Raw genomic sequence first — 23,035 nt, forward strand, 5'->3', positions numbered from 1 at the left:
AAGAGGCACCATGAAGACCCGACGCCTACTGGCCACGGCCGCCGTCGCCACCCTGGCCCTCACGGCCTGCAGCAGCAAGAGCACCGACAGCGCCGAGGGCGGCGCCGCGGCACCCGGCGTCACCGACGACACCATCAGCCTCGGTGTCCTCACCGACCAGAGCGGGCCGTTCATCCAGCTCGGCACCGGCACCGTCGACGGCCACCAGATCTGGGCCGACGAGGTCAACGCCGCCGGCGGCATCTGCGGCCGCCAGATCGAGCTCGTGGTGCGCGACCACGGCTACCAGGCCGACGCCGGCGTGCTGGCCTACCAGGAGCTGCTGCCCGAGGTGCTCGGCTTCATGCAGATCCTGGGCTCGCCGGTCATCGCCGCGCTCGACCAGCAGCTGATCGACAACGAGACCACCTCGGTGGCGCTGTCGTGGTCGTCGTTCCTGCTCAAGAACCCCTACGTCGTCATCCCCGGCACCACCTACGACGTCGAGATGGTCAACGGCCTCTCCTACCTCCTCGAGCAGGGCGAGATCGCCGAGGGCGACACCGTCGGCTTCGTCTACCTCGAGGGCGAGTACGGCGAGAACGGGCTGCTGGGCGCGGAGTACTTCGCCGAGCAGCACGACATCACGCTCGAGGCCGTCAAGGTGCTGCCGACCGACACCGACCTCCGCAACGTGGTGACCGGCCTGCGCGGGGCCGACGTCTCCGCGATCGGCCTGACCACGACGCCGTCGCAGACGCTGTCGGTGGCCACGGTCGCCGCCCAGCTGGGCCTCGACGTCCCGCTGGTGGGCAACAACCCGACCTTCGCCCCGGCCATCCTCACCGAGGACACCGCGGCCGCGCTCGAGAACTACTACCTCGTCGGCAGCGCGACGCCGTACAGCTCGGACGTGCCGAAGGCTGCCGAGGTCGCGACCGCCTACGAGGAGCTCGGCAAGTCCGAGCCCGCGAACGCCGGCATCCCCTACGGCTACGCCATCGGGGAGATCTGGGGCCAGGTGCTCGAGGCCTCCTGCGACGACCTGACCCGCTCGGGCATCCAGGACGCCCTGGCCTCGAGCACCGACGTCACCACCGACGAGCTCGTCGCCGACCTCGACCTCACCTCCCCCGGCTCGCCGGCCACGCGTGAGGTCTACATCGCCACCGCCGACATCGACGCCGAGGGCGGCCTCACGCAGCAGGGCGACCTGTTCACCTCCCCCGACGCCGAGAGCTACGTGGCGCCCGAGGAGCAGTGACCCCAGCTCGACGACGACGGGCCCGTCGCGGCCTCCGGTGACGGAGGTCGTGGCGGGCCCGTCCCGCGTCCGGGGCCGTCTAGGCTCGCCCGCGACGCGCCCCCTCTCGGATCGGAACCACACCGTGCTGCTGAACCCCCGCACCCTGCTCGCGACCTCGGCCCTGCTGCTGCTCGCCTCCTGCGGCTCCGACGACGGATCCGCCTCCGACTCCTCCCCCGCGACGGAGGAGTCCTCGAGCGCCGCCCCGGTCGAGACCCCCAGCGCCCCCGACACCAGCCAGGTCGAGATCGACGCCGAGGTGTCCAAGGTCGAGGGCGAGGCGACGACGGTCGGCCTCGACGTGGCGCAGTACGCCATCGACCAGGGCTTCGTGAACCCGAAGGACCAGGCCGACTTCGAGGCCAACGTCGACTACGACCGCAGCCTGCGGACCGGCAGCGAGGCCGGCTACGAGGTGATCGGCAAGACCTTCCGCATCTGCGTCACCCGGGTCGTCGACGGTGAGCCGCTGGCGTGGGCGATCTACGACGGCAAGTCGGGCCGCTCCGAGGGCGAGGCCGGCGCGCCGACCGAGCCCTTCTGCCCCTGAGTCACGAGCGGATCCTGCCGGGGTCACCCGCACGGTCGGGTGGTGCTGATTAGCATCCGGACATGACCCAGTACACCGAGTACGACGACGTCCTCGCGGGGACGTGCCCCTTCGGCGGCCACACCATCGGCGGTGCCTACACCTCCAGCCCGACCCTGTCGGACTGGTACCCCAACCGCCTGCGCGTCGAGCAGCTGCACCGTGACGGCGCCGCCGCGAACCCGCTGAGCGACTTCGACTACGAGGCCGCCTTCAACACCATCGACCTCGCCGAGCTCAAGGCCGACCTCCGGCACTTCATGACGACCTCGGTCTCGTGGTGGCCCTCGGACTACGGCAACTACGCACCGCAGATGATCCGGATGGCCTGGCACTCGGCCGGCACCTACCGGATCGCCGACGGTCGCGGCGGCGCCGGCCAGGCGCTCCAGCGCTTCGCCCCGATCAACAGCTGGTGGGACAACGGCAACACCGACAAGTCGCGCCGCCTGCTGTGGCCGATCAAGAAGAAGTACGGCAACGCCCTCTCCTGGGCCGACCTGATGGTCCTTGCCGGCAACGTGGCGCTCGAGGTCATGGGCTTCCCGACGACCGGGTTCGGCGGCGGTCGCCGCGACGCCTGGGAGGCCGACGACGGGACGTACTGGGGCCCGGAGTACATCGAGAACTCCAACCCCGAGTCGTACGACGCCATGGTGATGCGCAGCCAGCGCTGGACCGGCGAGCCCGGTGACAGCGACTACGAGCTCGAGCAGCCGCTCGCCGCCTCGCACCAGGCGCTGATCTACGTCAACCCCGAGGGTCCGAACGAGAACGGGATCCCCGAGGAGTCCGCCGTCGACATCCGCATCACCTTCGGGCGGATGGCGATGAACGACGAGGAGACCGTCGCGCTCATCGCCGGCGGCCACGCCTTCGGCAAGAGCCACGGCAAGGTCGCCGCGGACAAGATCGGCGCCCCGCCGGAGATCGCCCCCATGGAGGCCATGGGCATGGGCTGGAACAACCCCGAGGGCAAGGGCTTCGCCGAGTACACGATGACCAACGGCATCGAGGGCGCCTGGACGCCGGACCCCACGCAGTGGGACAACTCCTACCTCGAGAACCTCTTCGCCTACGAGTGGGAGAAGATCGAGAACCCCGACACCGGCGCCACCCAGTGGAAGCCGATCGACGCGAGCGCGCCGAAGACCCCCGACGCGCACCTCGAGGGCGTCGAGCACGAGCTGATGATGATGACCAGCGACATCGCGCTCAAGGTGGACCCGGTCTACCGCGAGATCTGCCTGCGCTTCCGCGACGACTTCGACTACTTCACGCAGGAGTTCTCGAAGGCCTGGTACAAGCTGACCCACCGTGACATGGGCCCGAAGTCGCGCTACCTCGGGCCCGAGGTCGCCGAGGAGGACTTCATCTGGCAGGACCCGCTGCCCGTCGCGCAGCACCCGGTCGTCGGCGACGAGGGGATCGGCCGGCTCAAGCAGGCCATCCTCGACTCCGGCCTCACGGTCTCCGACCTGGCCTACACCGCGTTCTCCGCGGCCGTGACCTACCGCGACACCGACAAGCGCGGTGGCGCCAACGGCGCCCGCCTCGCCCTCGCGCCGCAGAAGGACTGGGCCGTCAACCGCCGCACCGTCGACGTCGTCGCCCGCCTGCGCGGCGTCATGGCCGACTTCAACACCGGCACCGAGAAGGTCAGCCTGGCCGACCTGATCGTGCTCGGTGGGTGCGTCGCGGTCGAGCAGGCCGCCCGGGCGGCCGGCGAGGACGTGTCCGTCCCCTTCACCCCGGGCCGCGTGGACGCCACCGACGAGCAGACCGACATCCGGCAGTTCCAGTGGCTCGCCCCGGTCGTCGACGGGTTCCGCAACTTCGTCATGGACGACTTCGCCACGGTCGCGCCCAAGGTCTCCCCCGAGCAGATGTTCCTCGACCGGGCCGGGCTGCTGAGCCTGTCCGCCCCGGAGTGGGTCGCCCTCACCGGTGGCATGCGGGTGCTCGGGTGCAACCACGACGGGTCCGACCACGGCGTCTTCACCGACCGGGTCGGTGTGCTGTCGACGGACTTCTTCGACAACCTGACGAGCACCGACTACGAGTGGAGCAAGGCCGACGAGGCCGGGCTGTCGTTCACCCTCGACGACCGCGGGACCGGCCAGCCGGTCTTCCGCGCCACCCGTAACGACCTGGTCTTCGGCTCCAACTCCCAGCTGCGCGCCGTGGCCGAGGTGTACGCCGCCAGCGACGGCCAGTCGCGGTTCGTGCGCGACTTCGTCGCCGTGTGGGACAAGGTGATGATGGCCGACCGGTACGACGTCAAGCCCGGCTGACGTACCCCTCGTCCCTCTCGGAGCCCCCGTCCCGCCTCGTGCGGGGCGGGGGCTCCGTCGTGCCCGGTCTCGGGCACGGTCGTGCCCGGTCAGGCGCGGTCGTGGAGGGTGACGTGGTAGCCGTCGGGGTCGGCGAAGGTGAACGTCCGGCCGAACGGGCCGTCGACCGGGGCGGCCACGATCCTGTGCCCGTCCGCGTCGAGCGCGTCGTGGATGGCCTGGACGTCGGTGGCGTGCAGCCAGATCGCGGCGCCGATGCCGGGCCGGCTCGCGCCGTCGAGGTCGGTGCCGGGCACGACCTCGCGCAGCGCGAACGCGATCGGCGTGGTCCCGAACACGACGGCGTGCGGAGGTCCGGCCGGGGAGCGGACCAGACCGAGGTAGTGCTCGTAGAACGCCTGCGAGGCGACGAGGTCGCGGGCTTGGAGCGAGACGAAGTCGGGGCCGGTGACGGGCATGGGGTGCTCCTTCGGTTTCGTGTCAGGTTCCTGACATCCAGAACGTATGTCAGGATGCTGACATGAGTCAAGACGGCGCCGGCATCGACCTCCAGACGTCCCTCGGCTACCTCCTCAAGCAGGCATCGAGCGCGCTCCGCGCCTCGATGGAGGAGGCGCTCCGGCCGCTCGACATGACCGTGACGCACTACTCCTGCCTCGAGCTGCTGGCCCAGCGGCCCGGCCTGTCCAGCTCGGAGCTCGCCCGGGGCGCGTTCGTGACCCGCCAGTCGATGAACGCGTTGCTGCAGACCCTGGAGCGGGACGGCCAGGTGACCAGGCCGGCCGAGGCGCCGGTCGGCAAGGCCCTCCCCGCCCAGCTCACCGCTCGCGGACGGCGGGACCTGGCGGAGGCGACCGCCGCGGTCCGGGCCGTCGAGGACAGGATGCTGACCGGCCTGAGCGACACCGAGCGGTCGGCCGCGCGCGGGGTCCTGCGGAGCATGGTCGCGTCGCTCCAGACCCCTCCTCCACCGTAGGACGAGGAGCGGGCGGAAACCCGCCGGTGGTCGAGGAGCGAGCGAAGCGAGCGTCACGAGACCGGTCGCGGCGGGTCGAGGAGCGAGCGGAAACCCCCGGTGGTCGAGGAGCGAGCGAAGCGAGCGTCACGAGACCAGTCGCGGCGGGTCGAAGAGCGAGCAGAAACCCCCGGTGGTCGAGGAGCGAGCGAAGCGAGCGTCACGAGACCGGTCGCGGTGGGTCGCTCCACGCCATCGAGCTCAGCCGGTGCCGCGCACCTTCGCGGTGAGGTCGGCGAGCTGGTCCAGCAGCGTCGACAGCTCGGTCGCGCGCCGCTCGAGCGGGGCCAGCCCTGCGCCGTCGAAGTCCGTGAACAGCGACATCGCCACCTGCTGGCGTACGTCGAGCATCTGGAAGTTGGCCACGATGGACCGCCAGTGCTCGACGCACCGCACCCCGCCGTCGGCGCCGTAGGAGACGAACCCGATCGTCTTGCCGACCCACTCCGGGCCCAGGCTGTCGACGGCGTTCTTCAGCGCTCCCGGGACGCCGTGGTTGTACTCCGGGGTCACCATGACGAAGCCGTCGCAGGCGTCGATCGCGCGGCTCCAGGCAGCGACGCCCGGCGAGTCGTAGGACCGGTTCGCCGCCATCGGCAGCGTCTCGGTGGTGAGCAGCGGGACGTCGAAGGCGCGGAGGTCGACCAGCTCCGCGTCGAGGTCGTCGCGCCCGGCCGCGGCGTCGTGCACCCACTGCGCCACTGCTCCGGCCCGGCGGCCCTCCCTGACGGACCCGATGATGATGCCGATCTTCATGGTGCTCACGTCTCGATGCTCGGGTAGGGCAGCCCCAGGTGGGCGAGCTGGCGGGCGTAGTCGAGCTGCATCCCCAGGGGTTCGTCCCAGTCACGCTCGAACATCGCGATCCAGAGCGTGAGCGTGAGGAAGGGGTGGGCCCCGAGGCCGAAGAGCGTGACGTGGTCGTGGGCCTCCAGGGCGGTGCGCTCCTCGTCGGTGAAGGACAGCCAGGTGGTGTCCTCGGCCGGGATCGACCCGAGGACCCGGTTCGCCCGCTCCCGCTCCCACCAGGCCACGGTCGCGACCGGGTCGCGGCGGTAGCGCTCGGTGAGGTCGGTGTCGCGGTCGACGGTGAAGAGGAACTTGTTGACCAGGTACCTGCTCACGACGGGTCTCCGATCAGCTCGGGGTTCGGGTACCAGGTGAAGTAGGCCTCCATCGTGTGGAACAGGTCGAGGGAGTCCGTGTGGTCGGCCTTGGCGTAGCCGGCGATGCCCATCATCAGCATGAAGTCCATGAAGCCGTGGGTGGCGTTGCCGGGCTCGTGCAGGCTGTCCAGGCTCACCCCGGCCAGGCATCCGTCGATGTCACCGCGGGAGATCCAGTCGACCGCGCGGGCGTCGAACTCGGGGTCGGGGCCGTGCGGCCCGAACTGGCGCGGACCGCCGAGCTCCAGCGAGAGGTGCCCGGTGCCGATCACCGCGACCCGCAGGTCGCTGGGCCACGCGTCGATGATCTCGCGGATGGTGCGCCCGAGCTGGACGAACCGCTCGGGGCGCGGCAGCGGAGGCGCGAAGATGTTGGTGTAGATCGGCACGATCGGCAGGTCGTTCTGCGGTCGTACCGTGAGGATCGGGCAGGTCACCGAGTGGTCGACGCGCAGCTCGTTGGAGAAGGCCAGGTCGAACCCCTTGTCGATGCCCTCGCGCAGCATGTAGGCCGACAGCTCCTCGTGGCCGCGCAGGAGCATCTTGGGCAGGCCGAACTCGCGGACCTCGTTCTCCCAGTTGCCGTCGTAGAACGGCGCCTTGCCGACCAGGAACTGGGGCATGTTGTCCAGCCACAGCTGGTGGAAGTGGTCGGACCCGACCATCACCAGCACGTCGGGCCGGGCCCGGGTCAGCGTCTCCCGGTAGGTCGCGACCTTGCTGACCCACTCGGCGGCGAAGGGCGGCGCCTCCTCGGGCGGGAGCTGGCTGGTGCGGTAGTAGAACGGGTGGTGCGTGGTGGCCAGGATCGCGACGAGCTTCGCCATCAGCGCCCCTCCTTCTTCGTCGGGACCGTGGTGCGGGTCGGGGTGGGGCGGGCGGCCGGTACGTCCCGGGCAGCGCCGCCGCTGTGGCAGGATCGCCGCCGGCGGGCGGAGCAGGACGAGGAGCAGGCGTGGCGGGTCGAGGGACGGGGCCGGACTTCGTCGAGGCGCTCGCGCGCGGCCTCGACGTGATCGCCTGCTTCGACGCCACCCACCGTCGGCTGAGCCTGGCCGAGGTGGCCGCGGCCACCGACCTGACCCGGCCTACCGCGCGCCGGCTCCTGCTGACGCTGGAGGAGCTGGGCTTCGTGCGCGCGCTGGACGGGGGCTACGAGCTCACGCCGCAGGTGCTGCGCCTGGGTACGGCCTACGCCAGCTCGCTGGGCCTGTGGGAGATGGCGCGGCCCCACCTGCGCACCCTGGTCGAGCGCACCGGCGAGTCGTCCTCGATGAGCCAGCTCGACGGGTCCGACATCGTCTACGTCGCGCGGGTCTCGGTGCCCAAGCTGATCGCGCTGCGCGTCGACATCGGCACCCGCTTCCCGGCGCTGTGGACCTCCCAGGGCAAGGTCCTGCTGGCGGCGCTCACGCCCGAGGAGCGCCGCGCCGCCCTGGCCGAGGCGTCCCGCGCCGGGGTCGCCGTACCCCCGATCGGCGCCGACCGGGACGTGGAGGCGGAGCTGGCCCAGGTCGCCGCCCGCGGCTGGGCCGTGGCCGACGAGGAGCTGGCGCTCGGCGTCCGCTCGGTGGCGGTGCCCGTGCGCGGGGAGGGCGGGGAGGTCCGGGCGGCGATGAACGTGACCGTCCACGCCGCCGAGACCAGCCTCGAGACGCTCGTCGAGGACTACCTCCCGCTGCTGATGCGCACCGCGGGCGACGTCTCCGCCGACTGGGCGCTGTGGCTCTCGCGCCCGCACGAGGAGTAGCGGGCCGCGCGGTTCCTTCGGGCACCGGGCCACGGGCTCAGCCACGCTGGTGCGTCGAGGCGTCCCGGTACTCCGTGTAGGTGTACGGGTTGTCGAGCACCGCGGTGTCCGGCACGTCCGGGGTCATCCCCGCGGCCCAGCCCTCGGCCCCGAGGGTGGACTCGAGGTGGGCGACGGTGTCCTCGATCGCGGCGCGCGCCTTCGCGAGGTCGGCGTCGACCAGGCGGTGCTCGTGCTTGACCAGGCGGCCGTTGCTCAGCACGGTGTGCACGTCCCCGCGCTGGGCCTGGAAGACCACGTGGCCGTAGGGGTTGAGCACGGGGAACATCGTCGGGGAGTCGTCGTTCTTGATCAGCACGACGTCGGCGCGCTTGCCGACCTCGAGGCTGCCGACCTCGTCGGCGATCCCGAGGGCCTCGGCGCCGCCGCGGGTCGCCCAGCCGACCACGTCCTGGGCGCGCAGACCGATGTGGGTGACGGTGTCACCCTCGGCGTGCGCCAGCTCGTGCTCGCGGGCACGGTCCGAGGACAGCGTCGCGCGCATCGCGGAGAAGGCGTCCGCGCTCCACCAGACGCTGGTGTCGACCGACAGCGAGACCGGGATGCCGTGCCGGCGCAGCTTCCACGACGAGGGGTAGCCCTGCCCGCAGGACGACTCGCTCTCCGAGGAGACCGAGGCGGAGCCGCCGGTCGCCGCGATCCGCTGGTAGGAGTCCTCGCTGAGCGTCGCGGCGTGCACGTAGGTGGTCCGCGGCGTCATGAAGCCGTGCTCGTGCATGAGCCGGATGCCCTCGTCGTTGGTCGCGCCCCAGACCCCGGCGTGGGTCGTCACCGGCAGGCCGAGGTCCCGCGCCACCTCGAAGGCCGCCTTCTCGGGGAACGACGGGTCACCGGTCACGTCGAAGGCCATCTGCAGGCTGGTCCGACCGCCGTCGACCACCCGGCGGGCGAAGGCCTGGAAGTCCGCGGACGCCGACCACTCCCACGGCGCGGCGTGGATGTTGCCGTAGGCGAGCACCCAGCGGCCCGGCGTCTCCTCCAGCGCGGCCAGCGCGGCCTCGGCGTGCCCGACGCTCTGCAGCCCGTGCGACCAGTCGACGCTCGTGGTCACCCCGGCCTCGAGCGAGTCCAGGGTGCTGAGGAGGTTGCCGGCGTAGACGTCCTCCGGACGGAAGTGCCGACCGTGCTCCAGGTAGTTCCACACGAAGTACTGCGTGAGCGTCCAGTCGGCGCCGTAGCCGCGCATCGCGGTCTGCCACATGTGCCGGTGGGTGTCGATCATCCCGGGCATCACGATGCCGTCGGTGGCGTCGACCTCGGCCGTGCCCTCGGGCACCTCGAGCCGGGGCCCGACGGCCGCGATCCGCTCGCCGACCACGAGCACGTCGGCGTCGCGCAGCACGGTGCCGGCGGCGTCCATGGTCAGCACGGTCCCGCCGCGCAGGACGACGGCGGGGGCGTCCCGCACGGCTGCGGTCCGGGGGTTCTCGGCTGTGGTCACGGACGTCACCTCGGGGTCTCGGACCGTCGCGCGGCGACGATCTGCGGACACCTGTCCGCTCCGACCGAGCATGCGGTGACGCCGATCACGTGTCAACCCCTCCGCAACCGTCCTGGGCGGGCGGTTGACCGCAGCGCGATCCGCCGCGCACTATGACGGACATGTGTCCGCAACCACCGGCCGAGGCCGCCCCCGGCCCGCTCGACGGCCTGCTCGTCGCCGACTTCAGCCGGGTGCTGGCCGGGCCGTACGCGACCATGCTGCTCGCCGACCTCGGCGCCGACGTGGTCAAGGTCGAGGGACCGACCGGCGACGACACCCGGCACTGGGTGCCGCCGGTGCGCGACGACGTGGGCACGTACTACCTCGCGATCAACCGCAACAAGCGGTCGATCCAGCTCGACCTCAAGGACCCCGCCGACCAGGAGGTCGCCCGACGGCTGGCGACCCGCGCCGACGTGATGATCCACAACTTCAAGCCGGGCGGCCTCGACAAGTACCGCCTCGGGTACGCCGCGGTGTCGGCCGCCAACCCCGGCAGCGTCTACTGCTCCATCAGCGGTTTCGGGTCGGCCGGCGGCGCCCACCTGCCGGGCTACGACCTGCTCGTCCAGGGCATGTCCGGGCTGATGAGCCTGACCGGCGGCCCGGACGGCCCGCCGTACCGCGCCGGGATCTCGGTCTTCGACGTGATGACCGGGATGCACTCGGTCATCGGCATCCTGGCGGCCCTGCGCCACCGCGAGGCGACCGGGGAGGGCCAGCACGTCGAGACCAACCTGCTGTCGACCGCGATGTCGGCACTGGTGAACCAGACCTCGGCCTACGTGGCCGGCGGGGTCGTGCCGGGCCGGATGGGCAACGCCCACCTCTCCCTGTTCCCGTACGAGCCGCTGGCCACCGGCGACGGCGACCTGATCGTGGTGGCCGGCAACGACGGGCAGTTCCGCCGGCTCGCCGCGGCGCTGGGCATCCCCGAGGTGGCCGACGACGAGCGCTTCGACTCGGTCGGGCGGCGCAACGACCACCGCGAGGAGCTGCGCCCCCTGCTGCTCGAGGCGCTGTCGACCCGTTCGGCCCAGGAGTGGTTCGACCTGCTGTCGGACGCCGGCATCCCCTGCGGTCCGATCAACGACGTCCGGGGCGGGGTCGAGCTGGCCGAGAGCCTCGGCCTGGAGCCGGTGGCGATGGCCGGCGGCGTGCCGACGGTGCGCAACCCGATCCGCCTGAGCGCCACGCCCGCGCGCTACGACCTGCCCCCACCCGCGCTGGACAGCCACGGCGACGAGATCCGTGCCTGGCTGGCCGACGACACCCGGCCCGACCCGCAGGAGACCCCGTGAGCACCGACGACCGGCCCCGCTTCCCGACCTCGCTGGGCACCTCCGACCTGACGTCGATGAGCCTGCTGGGCCAGGACGTCACCGAGGACCTGATGGGCAAGGTCAGCTTCGGCGAGCTGGCCTACTGGCTGCTCACCACCCGCCGCCCCAGCGCGGAGCAGGGCCGGGTCTTCGAGGCGGTGCTGATCGGGCTGGCCGACCACGGCTTCACCCCCACCGCGATCGCAGCCCGGCTCACCTGGCTCAGCGCACCCGACGCGATCCAGGGCGCGCTGGCCGCCGGGCTGCTGGGAGGCGGGTCGCGCTACCTCGGGGTCACCGAGGACACCGGCCGCTTCCTGGGCGACGTGCTCGACGGCCTGGACGCCCACCCCACCACCGACGCCGGCTGGGACGAGGTGGCCGAGGCCGCCGTCCGTCGGCAGCGCGAGGCCGGCCGGTTCGTGCCGGGCCTGGGGCACCCGGTGCACAAGCAGGGTGACCCGCGGACCCCGGTGATCCTGCGGATCGCCCGCGAGGAGGGCCAGCACGGCCCCCACCTGGCGCTCTTCGAGGCGATCGGCCGCACCCACGAGCGGGTGCTCGGCAAGCGGCTGCCGCTCAACGGCGCCGGCGTCAGCGGGGCCGCGCTCGCCGACGTGGGCATCCCCTGCGAGCTGCTGCGCGGGGCCGTGCTGCTGGCGCGGTGCGCCGGGCTGCTCGGCCACATCGCCGAGGAGATCCGCACCCCGATCGCCAACGACATGTACCTCTCGATCGACCGCAACGCCGTGTACGTCGACCCCGACCAGGCCTGAGACCGCCCGACGTCTCAGGCCACCAGCTCGCGCAGCATCGCGTCGGAGGCCAGCAGCGCGTCGCGGTCGTAGGTGGAGGTGCTCGCCAGCAGCTCGTCGGCGCCGGTGAGCTCGGCCAGCCGCTCCAGACGTCGCCGCACCGTGGCCGGACCACCAGCGACGGCGCGGTCCAGGGACTCCTCGACCCGGCGTCGCACCTGGTCGCCCCAGGCGGCGGCGCGGATCGTGGCCGGGCTCTCCAGCGCCCCGAACTCCCCCGTCTGCCGTGACCGGGCCATCGCCCAGGCCTCGGGCAGCGCCAGCTCGCGGGCCGTCGCGTCGTCGTCGGCCAGCGTGACGTCGAGCGACACCGTGACCGACGGCGTGCTGCCGCGGTGGGGCCGGAACTCCCGGCGGTAGTCCGCCAGGGCATCGGTGACCTGGTCGGACTCGAGCACCGGACCGCCCACGACCACCGGCAGCCCCAGCCGGGCGGCCACCGCGATCCCGCGACCGGTCGCGAGCAGGTGCAACGGCACGGGCCGTACGGCGGCCGGGCGGGCGGTGACCGACCCGGTCCCGTCGACGTAGCCGCGGAGCTCGGCCAGGTCGTCCTCGAACGTGTCGGGCTCGTCCGCGCGCCGCCGCAGCGCCTCGCGCACCGGCCGGGTGAACCCCAGGGAGCGGCCGAGGCCGAGGTCCACACGGCCGGGGTGCAGGGCCTCGAGCAGCAGGGCTTGCTCGGCCACGACCAGCGGCTGGTGCAGCGGCAGCATCACGCCGCCGGACCCGATCCGGATCGTCGAGGTCCGCGCCCCGACGGCGGCCAGCAGCACGGCCGGGGCACCCGACCCGATGCCCGGCACGGCGTGGTGCTCGGCGACCCAGAACCGCTCGTAGCCCAGGCGCTCCGCGTGGACCGCGCGCTCCACGGTGCCGGTGACGGCCTCCGCGTCGGGGTGGCCCGCGCGGGTCCGGGAGCGGTCGAGCAGGGAGAGCCTCACGCTTCCCCAACGCCGGGATGACTGCTGCCCTTCCCCGATGACCGCGGCGGTCGTCCTGGGCGGCCCGGTCGGAAGCATCGGACCGTATCCCTGGCGGACGGGGCGGGCGGTGCGGTTGACTCCCCAGCGTCGTCGACCGGCGGCCCCGCCCAGCCAGGAGGCCCCATGTCCGCCCGTGAGCCTGCAGAGACCGCAACCGTGGCCGTCGAGGCCGGCACCAAGAAGACCCAGCGCAGCTGGGACAAGCTGCTGCTCAGCTCGTTCCTGGCCGGCGCCTACATCGCCTTCGGCGCGCTGGTCGCGATCACGGTCTCCTCGGGCCTGGACCCCGCGACGTGGGGGACGCTGCCGACGCTGTTCATGGGGTTCGCGTTCACCCTCGGCCTGGTCCTCGTCCTGATCGCGGGTTCGGACCTGGCGACCGGGAACATGATGCTGGTCCCGCTGAGCGCGATGCGCGGCAAGATCGCGACGAAGGACGTGGCGGTCAACCTGGCCCTGGTCCTCCTCGGCAACCTGATCGGGGCGATGTTCGTCGCGTTCTTCCTCGCTGTGCAGGCCGGCGTCATCGGCGGCACCGGCGAGGAGGCCGGCAGCGTCGCAGCGATGACGCACGAGCGGCTGGCGACCATCGCCACGGACAAGACGGGTGAGACCGCGTGGGAGACGTTCCTGCGGGGCGTCGGCTGCAACTGGCTGGTCTGCCTGGCGGTCTGGATGTCGCTGTCCGCCTCGACGGTCTCGGGCAAGATCCTGGCGATCTTCTTCCCGGTCATGGCGTTCGTGGCCATGGGCTTCGACCACGTGGTGGCGAACATGTTCTTCCTGCCGGCGGCGATCTTCGCGGGCGTCCCAGGCGTGGACTGGAGCGCCACGCTGCTCAACTGGGGCGTGGCCGGGGTGGGCAACCTGGTCGGTGCCGTGGTCTTCGTGGCCACCTCGTACTGGTACCTGTTCGTGAAGGACCAGCCGGAGGCGGAGGCCACCAGCGACGCGTAGCCCCGCAGCAACCGCGACCGCCGGGGCTCCGTCACCGCCTCCAGCGGTGGTAGTGCGTCGTGTGCGGGCAGTGCGACCCGTGGTCGCGTCGGCAGCGCAAACGACGTAATCACTGCTTCAGCATCCCCCCACGCTTCCCCGGGGCCGCCGGACCGTGAAGGGCACATCGGCCCTGCCGTCCGGGCAGAGGACGGCGCCTGCGCCGACCCCCGGCCGAGCTGCCGTCCCCCGACGCCCTGAGCCACAACGGGGTAACAGCAGCGCCCGGCATCCCGGACGGGGACGGCCCGGACCGGGGTCCGGACCGGCCTGGACGTCGTCCAACCGGTGTCGCCGAGCCCCGAACCGCCTCGGCGGTAATGCCCGTCACACCTCTGACCTGGAAAAACGGGTCCGCAGGGGGCTTACTTGAGAGTAGCCAAAGAAGGCGTGCACAGGCCGGTGACAATCCCCGGTTCGGGCAATCGAAGTCGGTCGCAGGGCCGTAGTACCCACCGTGACCATCTGCGACACCCGCCCCCTGGCCATCGTGCCCACGCCTCCGTCCCCGCGCCGCCCCTCCGTCGAGCGCGAGCGCGCCCGGACGACCACGTGACGGGCGGGTCGCCACGTCCCGTGCAGCAGCAGGCCGCACGTGCTCCCGACAACGACGTCGAGGAGGAGCGTCCACCTGAAGGGGGGACGACGTCCCGGTCGCAGTTCCACCATCGAGGAGTCCACATGAGCAGCTCACGTCCGCGGCCGGCCGTGCCGACCGTCACGATCATCGTCCCGGCGCGCAACGAGGCCCGCAACCTCGAGCTCATCCTCCCGACCCTTCCGGAGGTGCACGAGGTCATCGTCGTGGACGGGCACTCCGTGGACGACACCGAGGACGTCGTCCGCCGCACGCTGCCGTCGGCGCGCTTCGTGCAGCAGACCCGACGGGGCAAGGGCAACGCCCTGGCCTGCGGCTTCGAGGCCGCGACCGGTGACGTCATCGTCATGTTCGACGCCGACGGGTCGGCGGATGCGGCCGAGATCCCCGCCTACGTCTCGACCCTGGTCGCCGGTGCCGACTTCGCGAAGGGCAGCCGCGTCCTGGGAGACGGTGGCAGCGAGGACATCACCTGGCTGCGCGACGCCGGCAACCGCGGGCTCACCGGTGTCACCAACCTGCTCTTCCACACGCGGTACACAGACCTCTGCTACGGCTACAACGCCTTCTGGCGCGACATCCTCCCGACACTGGCCATCCCGAGCTCCCGCGGGAGCGACGCGCAGTGGGGTGACGGCTTCGAGATCGAGACCCTCATCAACACCCGGGTGGCCGCGGGGAACCTCCAGATCCACGAGGTCCCGAGCGTCGAGCTCGCCCGGATCCACGGTGAGAGCAACCTGAACACCTTCCGGGACGGCTTCCGGGTGCTGCGCACCATCGTCACCGAGCGTTTCCGACGCGGGGCGACCGCGATCCCCACCCCGTCGGCCGACACCGTGCGACACAGCGACGACGCCCAGACGACGAACGTGCACCCCGCCCCCGCCGCGGGCGACACGACCACCCCGCGCGTGCTGGTCGTCGGGTCGGGCTGGCGCTTCACCTCGGGCATCAGCTACTACACCTGCTCCCTGGCCAACGCCCTCGCGTCCTCCCTCCCGACGGACGCCCTCCTGATGCGCCAGCTGGTGCCGACGTTCCTCTACCCCGGGCGCAAGCGCGTCGGGCTGCGGGTCAACGAGCTGGACTACGACGACAGCGTGACCGTCTACGACGGCGTGGACTGGTCGTGGGGCCCCTCGATGCGCGGCGCCAGCCGCTTCCTGCGCACCCGTCGCCCGCAGGTCGTCGTGCTGCAGTGGTGGACCGGCGCCGTCCTCCACAGCTACCTGCGTCTCGCCCGCCAGGCCAAGAAGCAGGGCGCCACGGTCGTCATGGAGTGGCACGAGGTGCAGGACACCGGGGAGGCGCGCATCCCCGGGGTCACCAGCTACGTCACCAGGGCGATGGGCAGCCTGCTCCGCCAGGTCGACTCGCACGTCGTCCACTCCGACTTCGACCTGGACCAGCTCACGCGGGCCTACGACATCACCGCCGACGGGACCCCGGTCACGGTGGTGCCCCACGGGCCGTACGCCCACGTGCGGACCCCCGCCGTCGAGGCCGGGACCACCGCGACCGCACCGACCACCGAGGCCACCGAGGCCGCCGAGGCGGCACCGTTCAACCTGCTGTTCTTCGGCGTGATCCGGCCCTACAAGGGGCTGGAGGACCTGGTGGACGCGTTCGGCGCGCTGCCCGCCGAGGTGCGCGAGCACGTCCACCTGACCATCGTGGGGGAGACCTGGGAGGGGTGGGACGCCCCCCTCGACCGGGTGGCCTCGAGCCCGGCCCGGCACCAGATCACCGTGGTGAACCGCTACGTGACCGACGCCGAGGCCGCGCAGCACTTCGCTGCGGCCGACGCCGTGGTGCTGCCCTACCGGCGGTCGTCGTCGTCGGGGCCGTTGCAGATGGCGATGAGCGCCGGGCTCCCCGTCGTCGTCACCTCCGTCGGCGGACTCGTCGAGGCCGCCTCGGGCTACCAGGGCGTCCGGTTCGTGCCGCCGGCCGACGTCCGGGAACTCACCACGGCCCTGGCCGAGCTGCCCGCCCTGCGTGGTCGGCGCTACCCGGACATCCGGAGCTGGGAGGACACCGTCTCGTCCTACCGGGCGATCTTCGCCGAGCTCGGCGTCCCCATCCACACCGACGACGACGCCGACAGCGCCGAGCCCACCAGCTCCCTGTCCGCCGTCTCGTGACCCCCCTCGGAAGGACCCACCCCATGGACCCCCGCACCCAAAGGGTGTCGCGCCACCGACTCCCGTACGTCGTCGCGGCCCTGCTCCTCGGCCTGCTGGTGCTCGCCGTGCCCGGCGCCGCCCAGGCGGAGGACGGCGTGCCCCCGGGCAAGGCCTGGGTCCGCGTCGGACACTTCGTGCCCGGCATGGGCACGACCAGCGTCGACGTCGAGCCCCTGGACGGCTCCTCCGCACCGACCACGCTGGCCGGCAGCGCGCGGTACGGCGACGTGTCGAGCTACGAGCAGCTGGCCCCCGGCAGCTACACCGCCACGGTCCGCGAGACCTCGGCGGCGGCGGACGCCGCCCCGTTGCTGTCCCGCTCCTTCGAGGTCACCTCCAGCGAGGCCAGGACCATCGCGGTGGTCGGGGCCGCCGACGCGCCCCGCCTGGCCCTGCTCTCCGACGACCTGACACCCCCGGAGCCCGGCACCGCCCGGGTCCGGATCCTGTCCGCCTTCGAGGGTGCCGATTCCGTCACGGTCGAGGCCGTCGACGGACCCACCATCGCCGAGGACGCCGTCCTGGGCCAGGCCACCGACTACGCCACGGTGCCCGCCGGGTCCTGGACCCTGCAGCTGCAGAGCAGCACCGCGGACGCCTCCCTGCAGCAGGTCCCGGTGTCCAGCGGCAGCGTCTACACCGTGGTCGCCCTCGACGCCGCGAACGGTGGCGTCGAGCTCGAGGTGGTCACGGACGCCGCAGGCACCGTGGTCGCCCCCCGTGGTGGGGCCGAGACCGGTGGTGGCGGCACGGCCGTCGCGCAGGCCGCCGCCCCCCAGCAGGTCGTCCCGGTCGGCGCCGGGCTGCTGGCGCTCGCCGGTGCCCTCGGAGTCCTGGGCCTGATGGGTCGTCGACGCCCGGAGCGGGTCGCCGACTGATGCCGGTCCCCACCAGGGGACCGGGCCGCTCCCGCCGGCCCGGTGCGTCGGTCCTGCTGCCCCTGACCCTGGCCGCGGTGCTGCTGACGGGCGCCTGCGCCTCGGGTGACGCCGGGAGCGGGACCGCACCGGCCGCCCCCACGACGACCTCGACGCCGGCCGCACCGTCACCCGACGCGCCTGCCGGCGCGGTGTCCGGCGCGACGTCCGGCTCGACGGCCGACGCGGCGGTGCCGGGTCCGACGGGCGCGGTGACCTCGACGACCCCCACGACGCTGCGCCCGGTCCGGATCGCCGTCCCGTCCATCGGCGTGGACGCCTCGATGGTCGACCTCGGCATCGCGGGGGACGGCTCCATCGAGGTGCCCCACGACCCCGACCAGGCGGGGTGGCTGGACGCCAGCCCGGCCCCGGGCGAGCAGGGACCCGCCGTCGTGGCCGGTCACGTGGACTCGACCACCGGGCCGGCCGTCTTCGCCCGGCTCAGCACCCTCGAGGTGGGCGACGAGGTCGTCGTGACCCGGCAGAACGGGTCGACCGCGACCTTCACCGTCGACGGCGTCCGCACCTATCCGCAGGACAGGTTCCCCACCAGCCAGGTGTACGGACCGGTGCCCGGCCCCGCGCTGCGCCTGATCACCTGTGGCGGCGCCTACCTGGAGGACGAGGGCTACCAGGACAACGTCGTGGTCTACGCCTCGTGACCCGCACCCGCACCCGCACGGCCTCCCCCGACCACCCCCCGACGGCTGGTGGAGGACGCGGTGCTGGACGCGGGGCTGGGCGCGGTGACGGTCACGGTGGTTCCTCACAGGACGGCGCGCGCACTCCTCGCCCCGGCCCTAGTCGCTGCTTCTCTCGGACCGGGAGAGCGCGCGACCACCGGAGTGCCGGCGTCCGGGACCACCGTCGGCCGGGGCCGACGGTCGTTCCAGGTCGTGAGCTGCCACGAACGAGCCTCCCAGTACGGCGGGCTTCCCCACCCGCCATTGCTGGTGAAATTACGCCCGGGCGCGGGCCGTGGCGGGGCGACACGCCCGACCACGAGGTGAACCGCGTGTTACGAGCCGAAGCGGCGCTCGCGCTGGGCGTAGGCCCGGATCGCGCGCAGGAAGTCGACCTTGCGGAACTCGGGCCAGTAGGCCTCGCAGAAGTAGAACTCCGACTTCGCGCTCTGCCAGAGCAGGAAGCCGCCGAGCCGCTGCTCGCCGGAGGTGCGGATGACGAGGTCCGGGTCGGGCTGGCCCTTGGTGTAGAGGTGGTCGGCGATGTGCTCGACCTCGAGCACGGCGGCCAACTCCTCCAGCGTCGTGCCCCGCGCCGCGTGCTCGTGCAGCAGCGAGCGGACCGCGTCGGTGATCTCGCGGCGACCGCCGTACCCGACCGCGATGTTGACCAGCGAGCCGTCCACCTCCGCCGTCGCCTCGGCGGCCGCCTTGAGCCGCTCGGCCGTCGCCGGCGGCAGCAGGTCGAGGGCGCCGACCGGGTGCAGGCGCCACCGTCCGCGGCGCACCAGGGCCTCGACGGCCTCCTCGATGATCTCGAGCAGCGGGACGAGCTCGGCCTCGGGCCGGTTCAGGTTGTCGGTGGACAGCAGCCACAGGGTGACCACCTCGATGCCCACCTCGTCGCACCACTCCAGCAGCGGCTCGATGTTGGCGGCGCCGGCGCGGTGACCGTGGGCCGAGTCCCGGCCGACCGCCCGCGCCCACCGACGGTTGCCGTCGAGCATCACGCCGACGTGGTGCGGCAGGTGCTGCGGCATCCGTCGCACCATCCGCGCCTCGTAGGCCGGGTAGAGCACCCGCCGCACGCCTCGCTTCCAGTCGACCACCCGCCGATGGTAGCCGCGACGGGGCCCGTCGCGGCCCCGCTAGGCTCGTCTCATGAACGAGGCCGCCGACCGTGCGCAGGAGCGGGCCCGCCAGGGCCTGGACCACCTCGGCGACCAGATCAGCGAGGTCCTCGCCGAGGTGAAGCCACGCCTGCGGGGCTGGCTCCACCTCGGCACGGCCCCGCTGACCCTGGCCGCGGGGATCGTGCTGGTCGTGCTCTCACCGACGAGCGAGACCAAGATCGCCAACGCGATCTTCTGCGGCACCGGCGTCCTGCTCTTCACCGTCTCGGCGGTCTACCACACCGGCACGTGGTCGCCCGCCACTTGGCGACTGCTGCGGCGGATGGACCACTCCAACATCTTCCTGCTCATCGCGGGCTCCTACACGCCGTTCAGCGTGATCCTGCTCGACGGCACCGAGCAGACGGTGCTGCTGGTGGTGGTGTGGTCCGGTGCCATCCTGGGGGTGCTCTTCCGGGTGTTCTGGACCGGCGCCCCACGGTGGCTCTACGTGCCCATCTACCTCGCCCTGGGCTGGGCCGCGGTCTTCTTCATCCCGTCGTTCTTCGACGGCGCCCTGGACCTCGGGGTCGGCCTCGGCGTCGCCGCGTTCGTCATGATCATCGTCGGCGGCGGCCTCTACACCGTGGGCGGCGTGGTCTACGGGCTGAAGAGGCCGAACCCCTGGCCGCGCTGGTTCGGCTTCCACGAGATCTTCCACACCTTCACCATCGTCGCCTTCGCCGCGCACTACATCGGCGTCTCGCTGGCCACCTACTCGCTGCGCTGACCGCGCCCGCCCCGCGCCGTCGCCGCGGCGGGGCTGATCTCGCCCGGCCGCTTTAGTCGAGTGTTTTGATTGACATTGTGTAGTCTCAGGTCCATGAACCTCGCCCTCGCCCACACCCGGTCCGCCTCCGTCCAGCAGCTCGGGGGCCGCATCGGCGCCCGCGTCGACGGCGTCCGCCTCGGCGCCACCACCTCCGACGCCGACGTCGCAGCGGTCCGCGACGCGATCCTGCGGCACAAGGTGGTCTTCCTGCGCGGCCAGCACCACCTCGACGACGAGGGCCAGATCGCCTTCGCCGAGAAGCTCGGGCCGCTCACCAGCGCCCACCCGACGGTCAACACCGGCAGCGCCAAGGTCCTCAGCGTCAACGCCACCAAGGGGATGGCCGCCAACTCCTGGCACACCGACGTCACCTTCGTCGACCGCGTGCCCGCCTTCAGCGTCCTGCGCGGCGTCACCATCCCGGAGCACGGCGGCAACACCGTCTGGGCCAACACCGTCACCGCCTACGACGCCCTGCCGCGCCCGCTCCAGGCCCTGGTCGAGGAGCTGTGGGCGGTCCACACCAACGAGTACGACTACGCCGCCGACACCGAGAACCCCACCTCCTACGAGGACAGCGAGGTCTTCGACCGCGCGGAGTTCACCCGTACCCGCTTCGAGACCCGCCACCCGGTCGTGCGCGTGCACCCCGAGACCGGTGAGCGCTCCCTGGTCCTGGGTCAGTTCGTGAAGTCCTTCGAGGGCCTCAACGGGCGCGAGTCCGCCGAGCTGTTCAACCTCCTCCAGAACCGGGTCACCCGGCTGGAGAACACGATCCGGTGGACCTGGCAGACCGGCGACGTGGCCATCTGGGACAACCGCGCCACGCAGCACTACGCCGTCGCCGACTTCGGCACGCAGCCCCGCGAGGTCCGCCGGATCACCGTCGCCGGCGACGTGCCGGTCTCGATCGACGGCCGCCGCAGCGAGGTCCTCCACGGCGACGCCACGGCGTACTCCGACCTGGACTCGCTGATCAGCTGACCCCGCCCGCGCAGCACTCCCCCAGCGGCTCTCCGCGTGGGACGCTGCGGGGGTGCTGACCCTCGACTCCGCCGCGGGGCGGTGGCTGCTCCTGGCCGCCGTCCTCGGCTCGGGCCTGGCCGGGATCGACGCCACCGTCGTGAACGTCGCGCTGCCCGCGATCGGGGAGTCCCTCGACGCCGACTTCACCACCCTGCAGTGGACGGTCTCGGCCTACGCCCTGACCCTGGCCTCCTTCATCCTGCTCGGCGGGGTGCTCGGCGACCGGTACGGCCGGCGGCGGGTGTTCCTGGTCGGCGTGGTCTGGTTCGCGGTCGGCTCCCTGCTCTGCGGCCTCGCCCCCACCGGGTGGGCCCTGGTCGGTGCCCGCGCGCTGCAGGGCGTGGGTGGCGCGCTGCTGACGCCGGGCAGCCTGGCGATGATCCAGGCCTCCTTCGGTCCCGGGGACCGCGCCCGCGCGATCGGGGCGTGGTCCGGTCTCGGCGGCGTGGCGACGGCGATCGGGCCGTTCGTGGGCGGCGGCCTGGTGGAGCTCGGGTCCTGGCGGTGGGTCTTCCTCGTCAACGTGCCGCTGGCCGCGCTGGTGGTCTGGGTGACGCTGCGGCACGTGCCGGAGTCCCGGGACCCCGACGCCCACGGCCGGCTCGACCTCGCCGGCGCCGGCCTCGGCGCGCTCGCGCTGGGCGCGCTGACCTGGGCGCTGATCTCCGCCGGGGAGACCGGGCCGGGGCCCGCGACCGCGGTCGTCGGCGGCCTCGGGCTGCTGGCGGCGGTGCTCTTCGTGGCCGTCGAGCGGCGCGTGGCCGACCCGATGCTGCGCCTGACCGCCTTCGCCGAGCCGCAGCTCCGGGCCGCGAACGCGGTCACCTTCGTGGTCTACGCCGGCTTCGGCGCGGTCTTCCTCCTGCTGGTCGTGCACCTGCAGGTCGTGGCCGGCTTCTCCCCGGTCCTCGCCGGGACCGCCCTGCTCCCGGTCACCGCGCTGATGCTGGTCCTGTCCCCGCGGTCCGGGGCGCTCGCGGCACGGATCGGCCCGCGCCGCCAGATGGCCGTCGGTCCGGTGGTGGCCGCGGCCGGCGTGCTGCTGATGCTGCGGATCGGGCCCGGGGCGTCGTACGCCGCCGACGTGCTGCCGGCCGTCGTCGTGCTCGGCCTCGGCCTGGCGGTGATGGTCTCCCCGCTCACCGCGACCGCGCTCGCCGCGGCGCCCCCGGAGCAGGCCGGGATGGCCTCCGGGATCAACAACGCGGTCGCCCGGACCGCCGGCCTGGTCGCGGTCGCCGCCGTGCCGGTCCTGGCCGGGCTCGACGGCCGGGTCTACGACGACCCGGTCGCCTTCGACGCCGGCTTCGGCACCGCCCTGCTGATCTCGGCCGGGGTCCTCGTCGCCGGCGGGGTGCTGGCCGCGGTGACCGTCCGCGACGACGTGCTGGCGACCGCGACCGCCCCGCCCGTCCCGCCGCAGCAGCTGCGGCACTGCGCCGGCGTGGGGGGACCGCCCCTGGCCACCCGCGTCGACGCGGCCGGCCACGCCGACTGCGACCCCGTCCCGCTCGCCCTGCTCACGCTCGACCCCGTCACTCTCGATCCCGTCACTCTCGACCCCGAGGAGACCGCCATGTCCACCACCGCCGCCGGCCAGGCCGGCCCGTCCTGCCCGCACCTGCTCGACCCGACGCCGCCCGTCCCGGTGTCGTCGGGCTGCGTCGACTGCCTCGCCGAGGGCGGGAGGTGGGTCCACCTGCGGCTGTGCCAGGAGTGCGGGCACGTCGGCTGCTGCGACTCCTCGCCGGGCCGGCACGCCACCGCGCACGCGCACCTCGCCGACCATCCCGTGGTCCGCTCGTTCGAGCCGGGCGAGGAGTGGTTCTACTGCTACGTCGACGACGTCGCGCTGGAGGTGCCGGGCGCGCCTCCGGCGCCCAGCCACCCGTGACCAGCCACCCCTGAGGGGTC

The 23,035-nt window shown here is 72.7% G+C and carries 21 protein-coding genes; 14 read left to right on the forward strand and 7 right to left on the reverse strand.

Translation table 11 applies throughout. From position 1 onward, the window contains the following. Nucleotides 1-10: 10 nt before the first annotated feature. The 3 genes from GV155_RS14830 (at nt 11) to katG (ending at nt 4,168) form a co-directional block, all read left to right on the forward strand. Nucleotides 11-1,243 (forward strand): ABC transporter substrate-binding protein, encoded by a 1,233-nt coding sequence (locus GV155_RS14830; RefSeq protein ID WP_160009171.1) that lies wholly within the window; start codon nt 11-13, stop codon nt 1,241-1,243. A 124-nt stretch (nt 1,244-1,367) separates the two neighbouring features. Next, on the forward strand, nt 1,368-1,835 hold the full coding sequence (locus GV155_RS14835; RefSeq protein ID WP_160009173.1) for a hypothetical protein: 468 nt from the start codon (nt 1,368-1,370) through the stop codon (nt 1,833-1,835). 62 nt (nt 1,836-1,897) lie between these two features. Then, a complete protein-coding gene (gene katG / locus GV155_RS14840) occupies nt 1,898-4,168 on the forward strand; it encodes a catalase/peroxidase HPI (protein WP_160009175.1) in 2,271 nt (756 codons plus the stop codon). Between the two features lie 89 nt (nt 4,169-4,257). On the opposite strand, the gene GV155_RS14845 is transcribed toward katG, so the two are convergent. Beyond that, nucleotides 4,258-4,626: a VOC family protein gene (locus tag GV155_RS14845; protein ID WP_160009177.1), complete on the reverse strand. Its 369-nt coding sequence runs from the start codon at nt 4,624-4,626 to the stop codon at nt 4,258-4,260. Between the two features lie 62 nt (nt 4,627-4,688). Between GV155_RS14845 and GV155_RS14850 the strand changes: the two genes are divergently transcribed. Further along, entirely contained in the window at nt 4,689-5,144 is a 456-nt protein-coding gene (locus GV155_RS14850; RefSeq protein WP_160009179.1) for a MarR family winged helix-turn-helix transcriptional regulator, read from the forward strand. A gap of 240 nt (nt 5,145-5,384) precedes the next feature. Here the strand turns inward: GV155_RS14850 and GV155_RS14855 are convergent, their stop codons facing one another. From GV155_RS14855 to GV155_RS14865, 3 genes are read right to left on the reverse strand one after another with little or no spacing between them, the layout of a single operon-like run. Further along, a complete protein-coding gene (locus tag GV155_RS14855) occupies nt 5,385-5,939 on the reverse strand; it encodes an NADPH-dependent FMN reductase (RefSeq protein ID WP_160011410.1) in 555 nt (184 codons plus the stop codon). Between the two features lie 5 nt (nt 5,940-5,944). Next, nucleotides 5,945-6,307, reverse strand: a complete 363-nt coding sequence (locus GV155_RS14860) for a hypothetical protein (RefSeq protein WP_160009181.1) — start codon at nt 6,305-6,307, stop codon at nt 5,945-5,947. Continuing rightward, entirely contained in the window at nt 6,304-7,176 is an 873-nt protein-coding gene (locus GV155_RS14865) for an extradiol ring-cleavage dioxygenase (RefSeq protein ID WP_160009183.1), read from the reverse strand. The genes GV155_RS14860 and GV155_RS14865 overlap by 4 nt, the downstream gene beginning before the upstream one ends. A 128-nt stretch (nt 7,177-7,304) precedes the next feature. Here GV155_RS14865 and GV155_RS14870 point away from each other — a divergent pair, with 128 nt between their 5' ends. Then, entirely contained in the window at nt 7,305-8,099 is a 795-nt protein-coding gene (locus tag GV155_RS14870; RefSeq protein WP_160009185.1) for an IclR family transcriptional regulator domain-containing protein, read from the forward strand. Between the two features lie 37 nt (nt 8,100-8,136). Here the strand turns inward: GV155_RS14870 and GV155_RS14875 are convergent, their stop codons facing one another. Next, a complete protein-coding gene (locus GV155_RS14875) occupies nt 8,137-9,600 on the reverse strand; it encodes an amidohydrolase family protein (protein ID WP_201300182.1) in 1,464 nt (487 codons plus the stop codon). Between the two features lie 161 nt (nt 9,601-9,761). Here GV155_RS14875 and GV155_RS14880 point away from each other — a divergent pair, with 161 nt between their 5' ends. Both GV155_RS14880 and GV155_RS14885 read left to right on the forward strand, forming a co-directional pair. Then, entirely contained in the window at nt 9,762-10,943 is a 1,182-nt protein-coding gene (locus tag GV155_RS14880) for a CaiB/BaiF CoA transferase family protein (protein WP_201300183.1), read from the forward strand. Beyond that, nucleotides 10,940-11,740 carry a citryl-CoA lyase gene (locus GV155_RS14885; RefSeq protein ID WP_160009191.1) on the forward strand — a complete coding sequence of 267 codons (801 nt, stop codon included), beginning with the start codon at nt 10,940-10,942 and terminating at the stop codon, nt 11,738-11,740. The genes GV155_RS14880 and GV155_RS14885 overlap by 4 nt, the downstream gene beginning before the upstream one ends. A 14-nt stretch (nt 11,741-11,754) precedes the next feature. Here GV155_RS14885 and GV155_RS14890 read toward each other — a convergent pair whose 3' ends face one another. After that, nucleotides 11,755-12,723, reverse strand: a complete 969-nt coding sequence (locus GV155_RS14890; RefSeq protein ID WP_236554344.1) for an MsnO8 family LLM class oxidoreductase — start codon at nt 12,721-12,723, stop codon at nt 11,755-11,757. 165 nt (nt 12,724-12,888) lie between these two features. Between GV155_RS14890 and GV155_RS14895 the strand changes: the two genes are divergently transcribed. From GV155_RS14895 to GV155_RS14915, 4 genes are all read left to right on the forward strand, one after another. Continuing rightward, nucleotides 12,889-13,722, forward strand: a complete 834-nt coding sequence (locus tag GV155_RS14895; protein WP_160009195.1) for a formate/nitrite transporter family protein — start codon at nt 12,889-12,891, stop codon at nt 13,720-13,722. A 720-nt stretch (nt 13,723-14,442) separates the two neighbouring features. Further along, nucleotides 14,443-16,506, forward strand: coding sequence for a glycosyltransferase (locus GV155_RS20490; RefSeq protein ID WP_201300184.1), 2,064 nt, complete (start codon nt 14,443-14,445; stop codon nt 16,504-16,506). Between the two features lie 23 nt (nt 16,507-16,529). Next, on the forward strand, nt 16,530-17,426 hold the full coding sequence (locus GV155_RS14910; RefSeq protein WP_160009197.1) for a DUF4397 domain-containing protein: 897 nt from the start codon (nt 16,530-16,532) through the stop codon (nt 17,424-17,426). Then, complete coding sequence (locus GV155_RS14915) at nt 17,426-18,130, forward strand: class F sortase (protein WP_160009199.1); 705 nt, start codon at nt 17,426-17,428, stop codon at nt 18,128-18,130. The genes GV155_RS14910 and GV155_RS14915 overlap by 1 nt, the downstream gene beginning before the upstream one ends. A gap of 356 nt (nt 18,131-18,486) precedes the next feature. Here GV155_RS14915 and GV155_RS14920 read toward each other — a convergent pair whose 3' ends face one another. Next, complete coding sequence (locus tag GV155_RS14920; protein ID WP_160009201.1) at nt 18,487-19,260, reverse strand: isoprenyl transferase; 774 nt, start codon at nt 19,258-19,260, stop codon at nt 18,487-18,489. 52 nt (nt 19,261-19,312) lie between these two features. Here GV155_RS14920 and trhA point away from each other — a divergent pair, with 52 nt between their 5' ends. From trhA to GV155_RS14935, 3 genes are all read left to right on the forward strand, one after another. Further along, nucleotides 19,313-20,053, forward strand: a complete 741-nt coding sequence (gene trhA / locus GV155_RS14925; protein ID WP_160009203.1) for a PAQR family membrane homeostasis protein TrhA — start codon at nt 19,313-19,315, stop codon at nt 20,051-20,053. Nucleotides 20,054-20,146: 93 nt separating this feature from the next. After that, entirely contained in the window at nt 20,147-21,079 is a 933-nt protein-coding gene (locus tag GV155_RS14930) for a TauD/TfdA dioxygenase family protein (RefSeq protein WP_160009205.1), read from the forward strand. 52 nt (nt 21,080-21,131) lie between these two features. After that, complete coding sequence (locus GV155_RS14935; protein ID WP_160009207.1) at nt 21,132-23,015, forward strand: DHA2 family efflux MFS transporter permease subunit; 1,884 nt, start codon at nt 21,132-21,134, stop codon at nt 23,013-23,015. Nucleotides 23,016-23,035 lie beyond the last annotated feature (20 nt).

Origin of the sequence: Nocardioides sp. AX2bis (assembly GCF_902506435.1) — a bacterium.
Taxonomy (GTDB): Bacteria; Actinomycetota; Actinomycetes; order Propionibacteriales; family Nocardioidaceae; genus Nocardioides.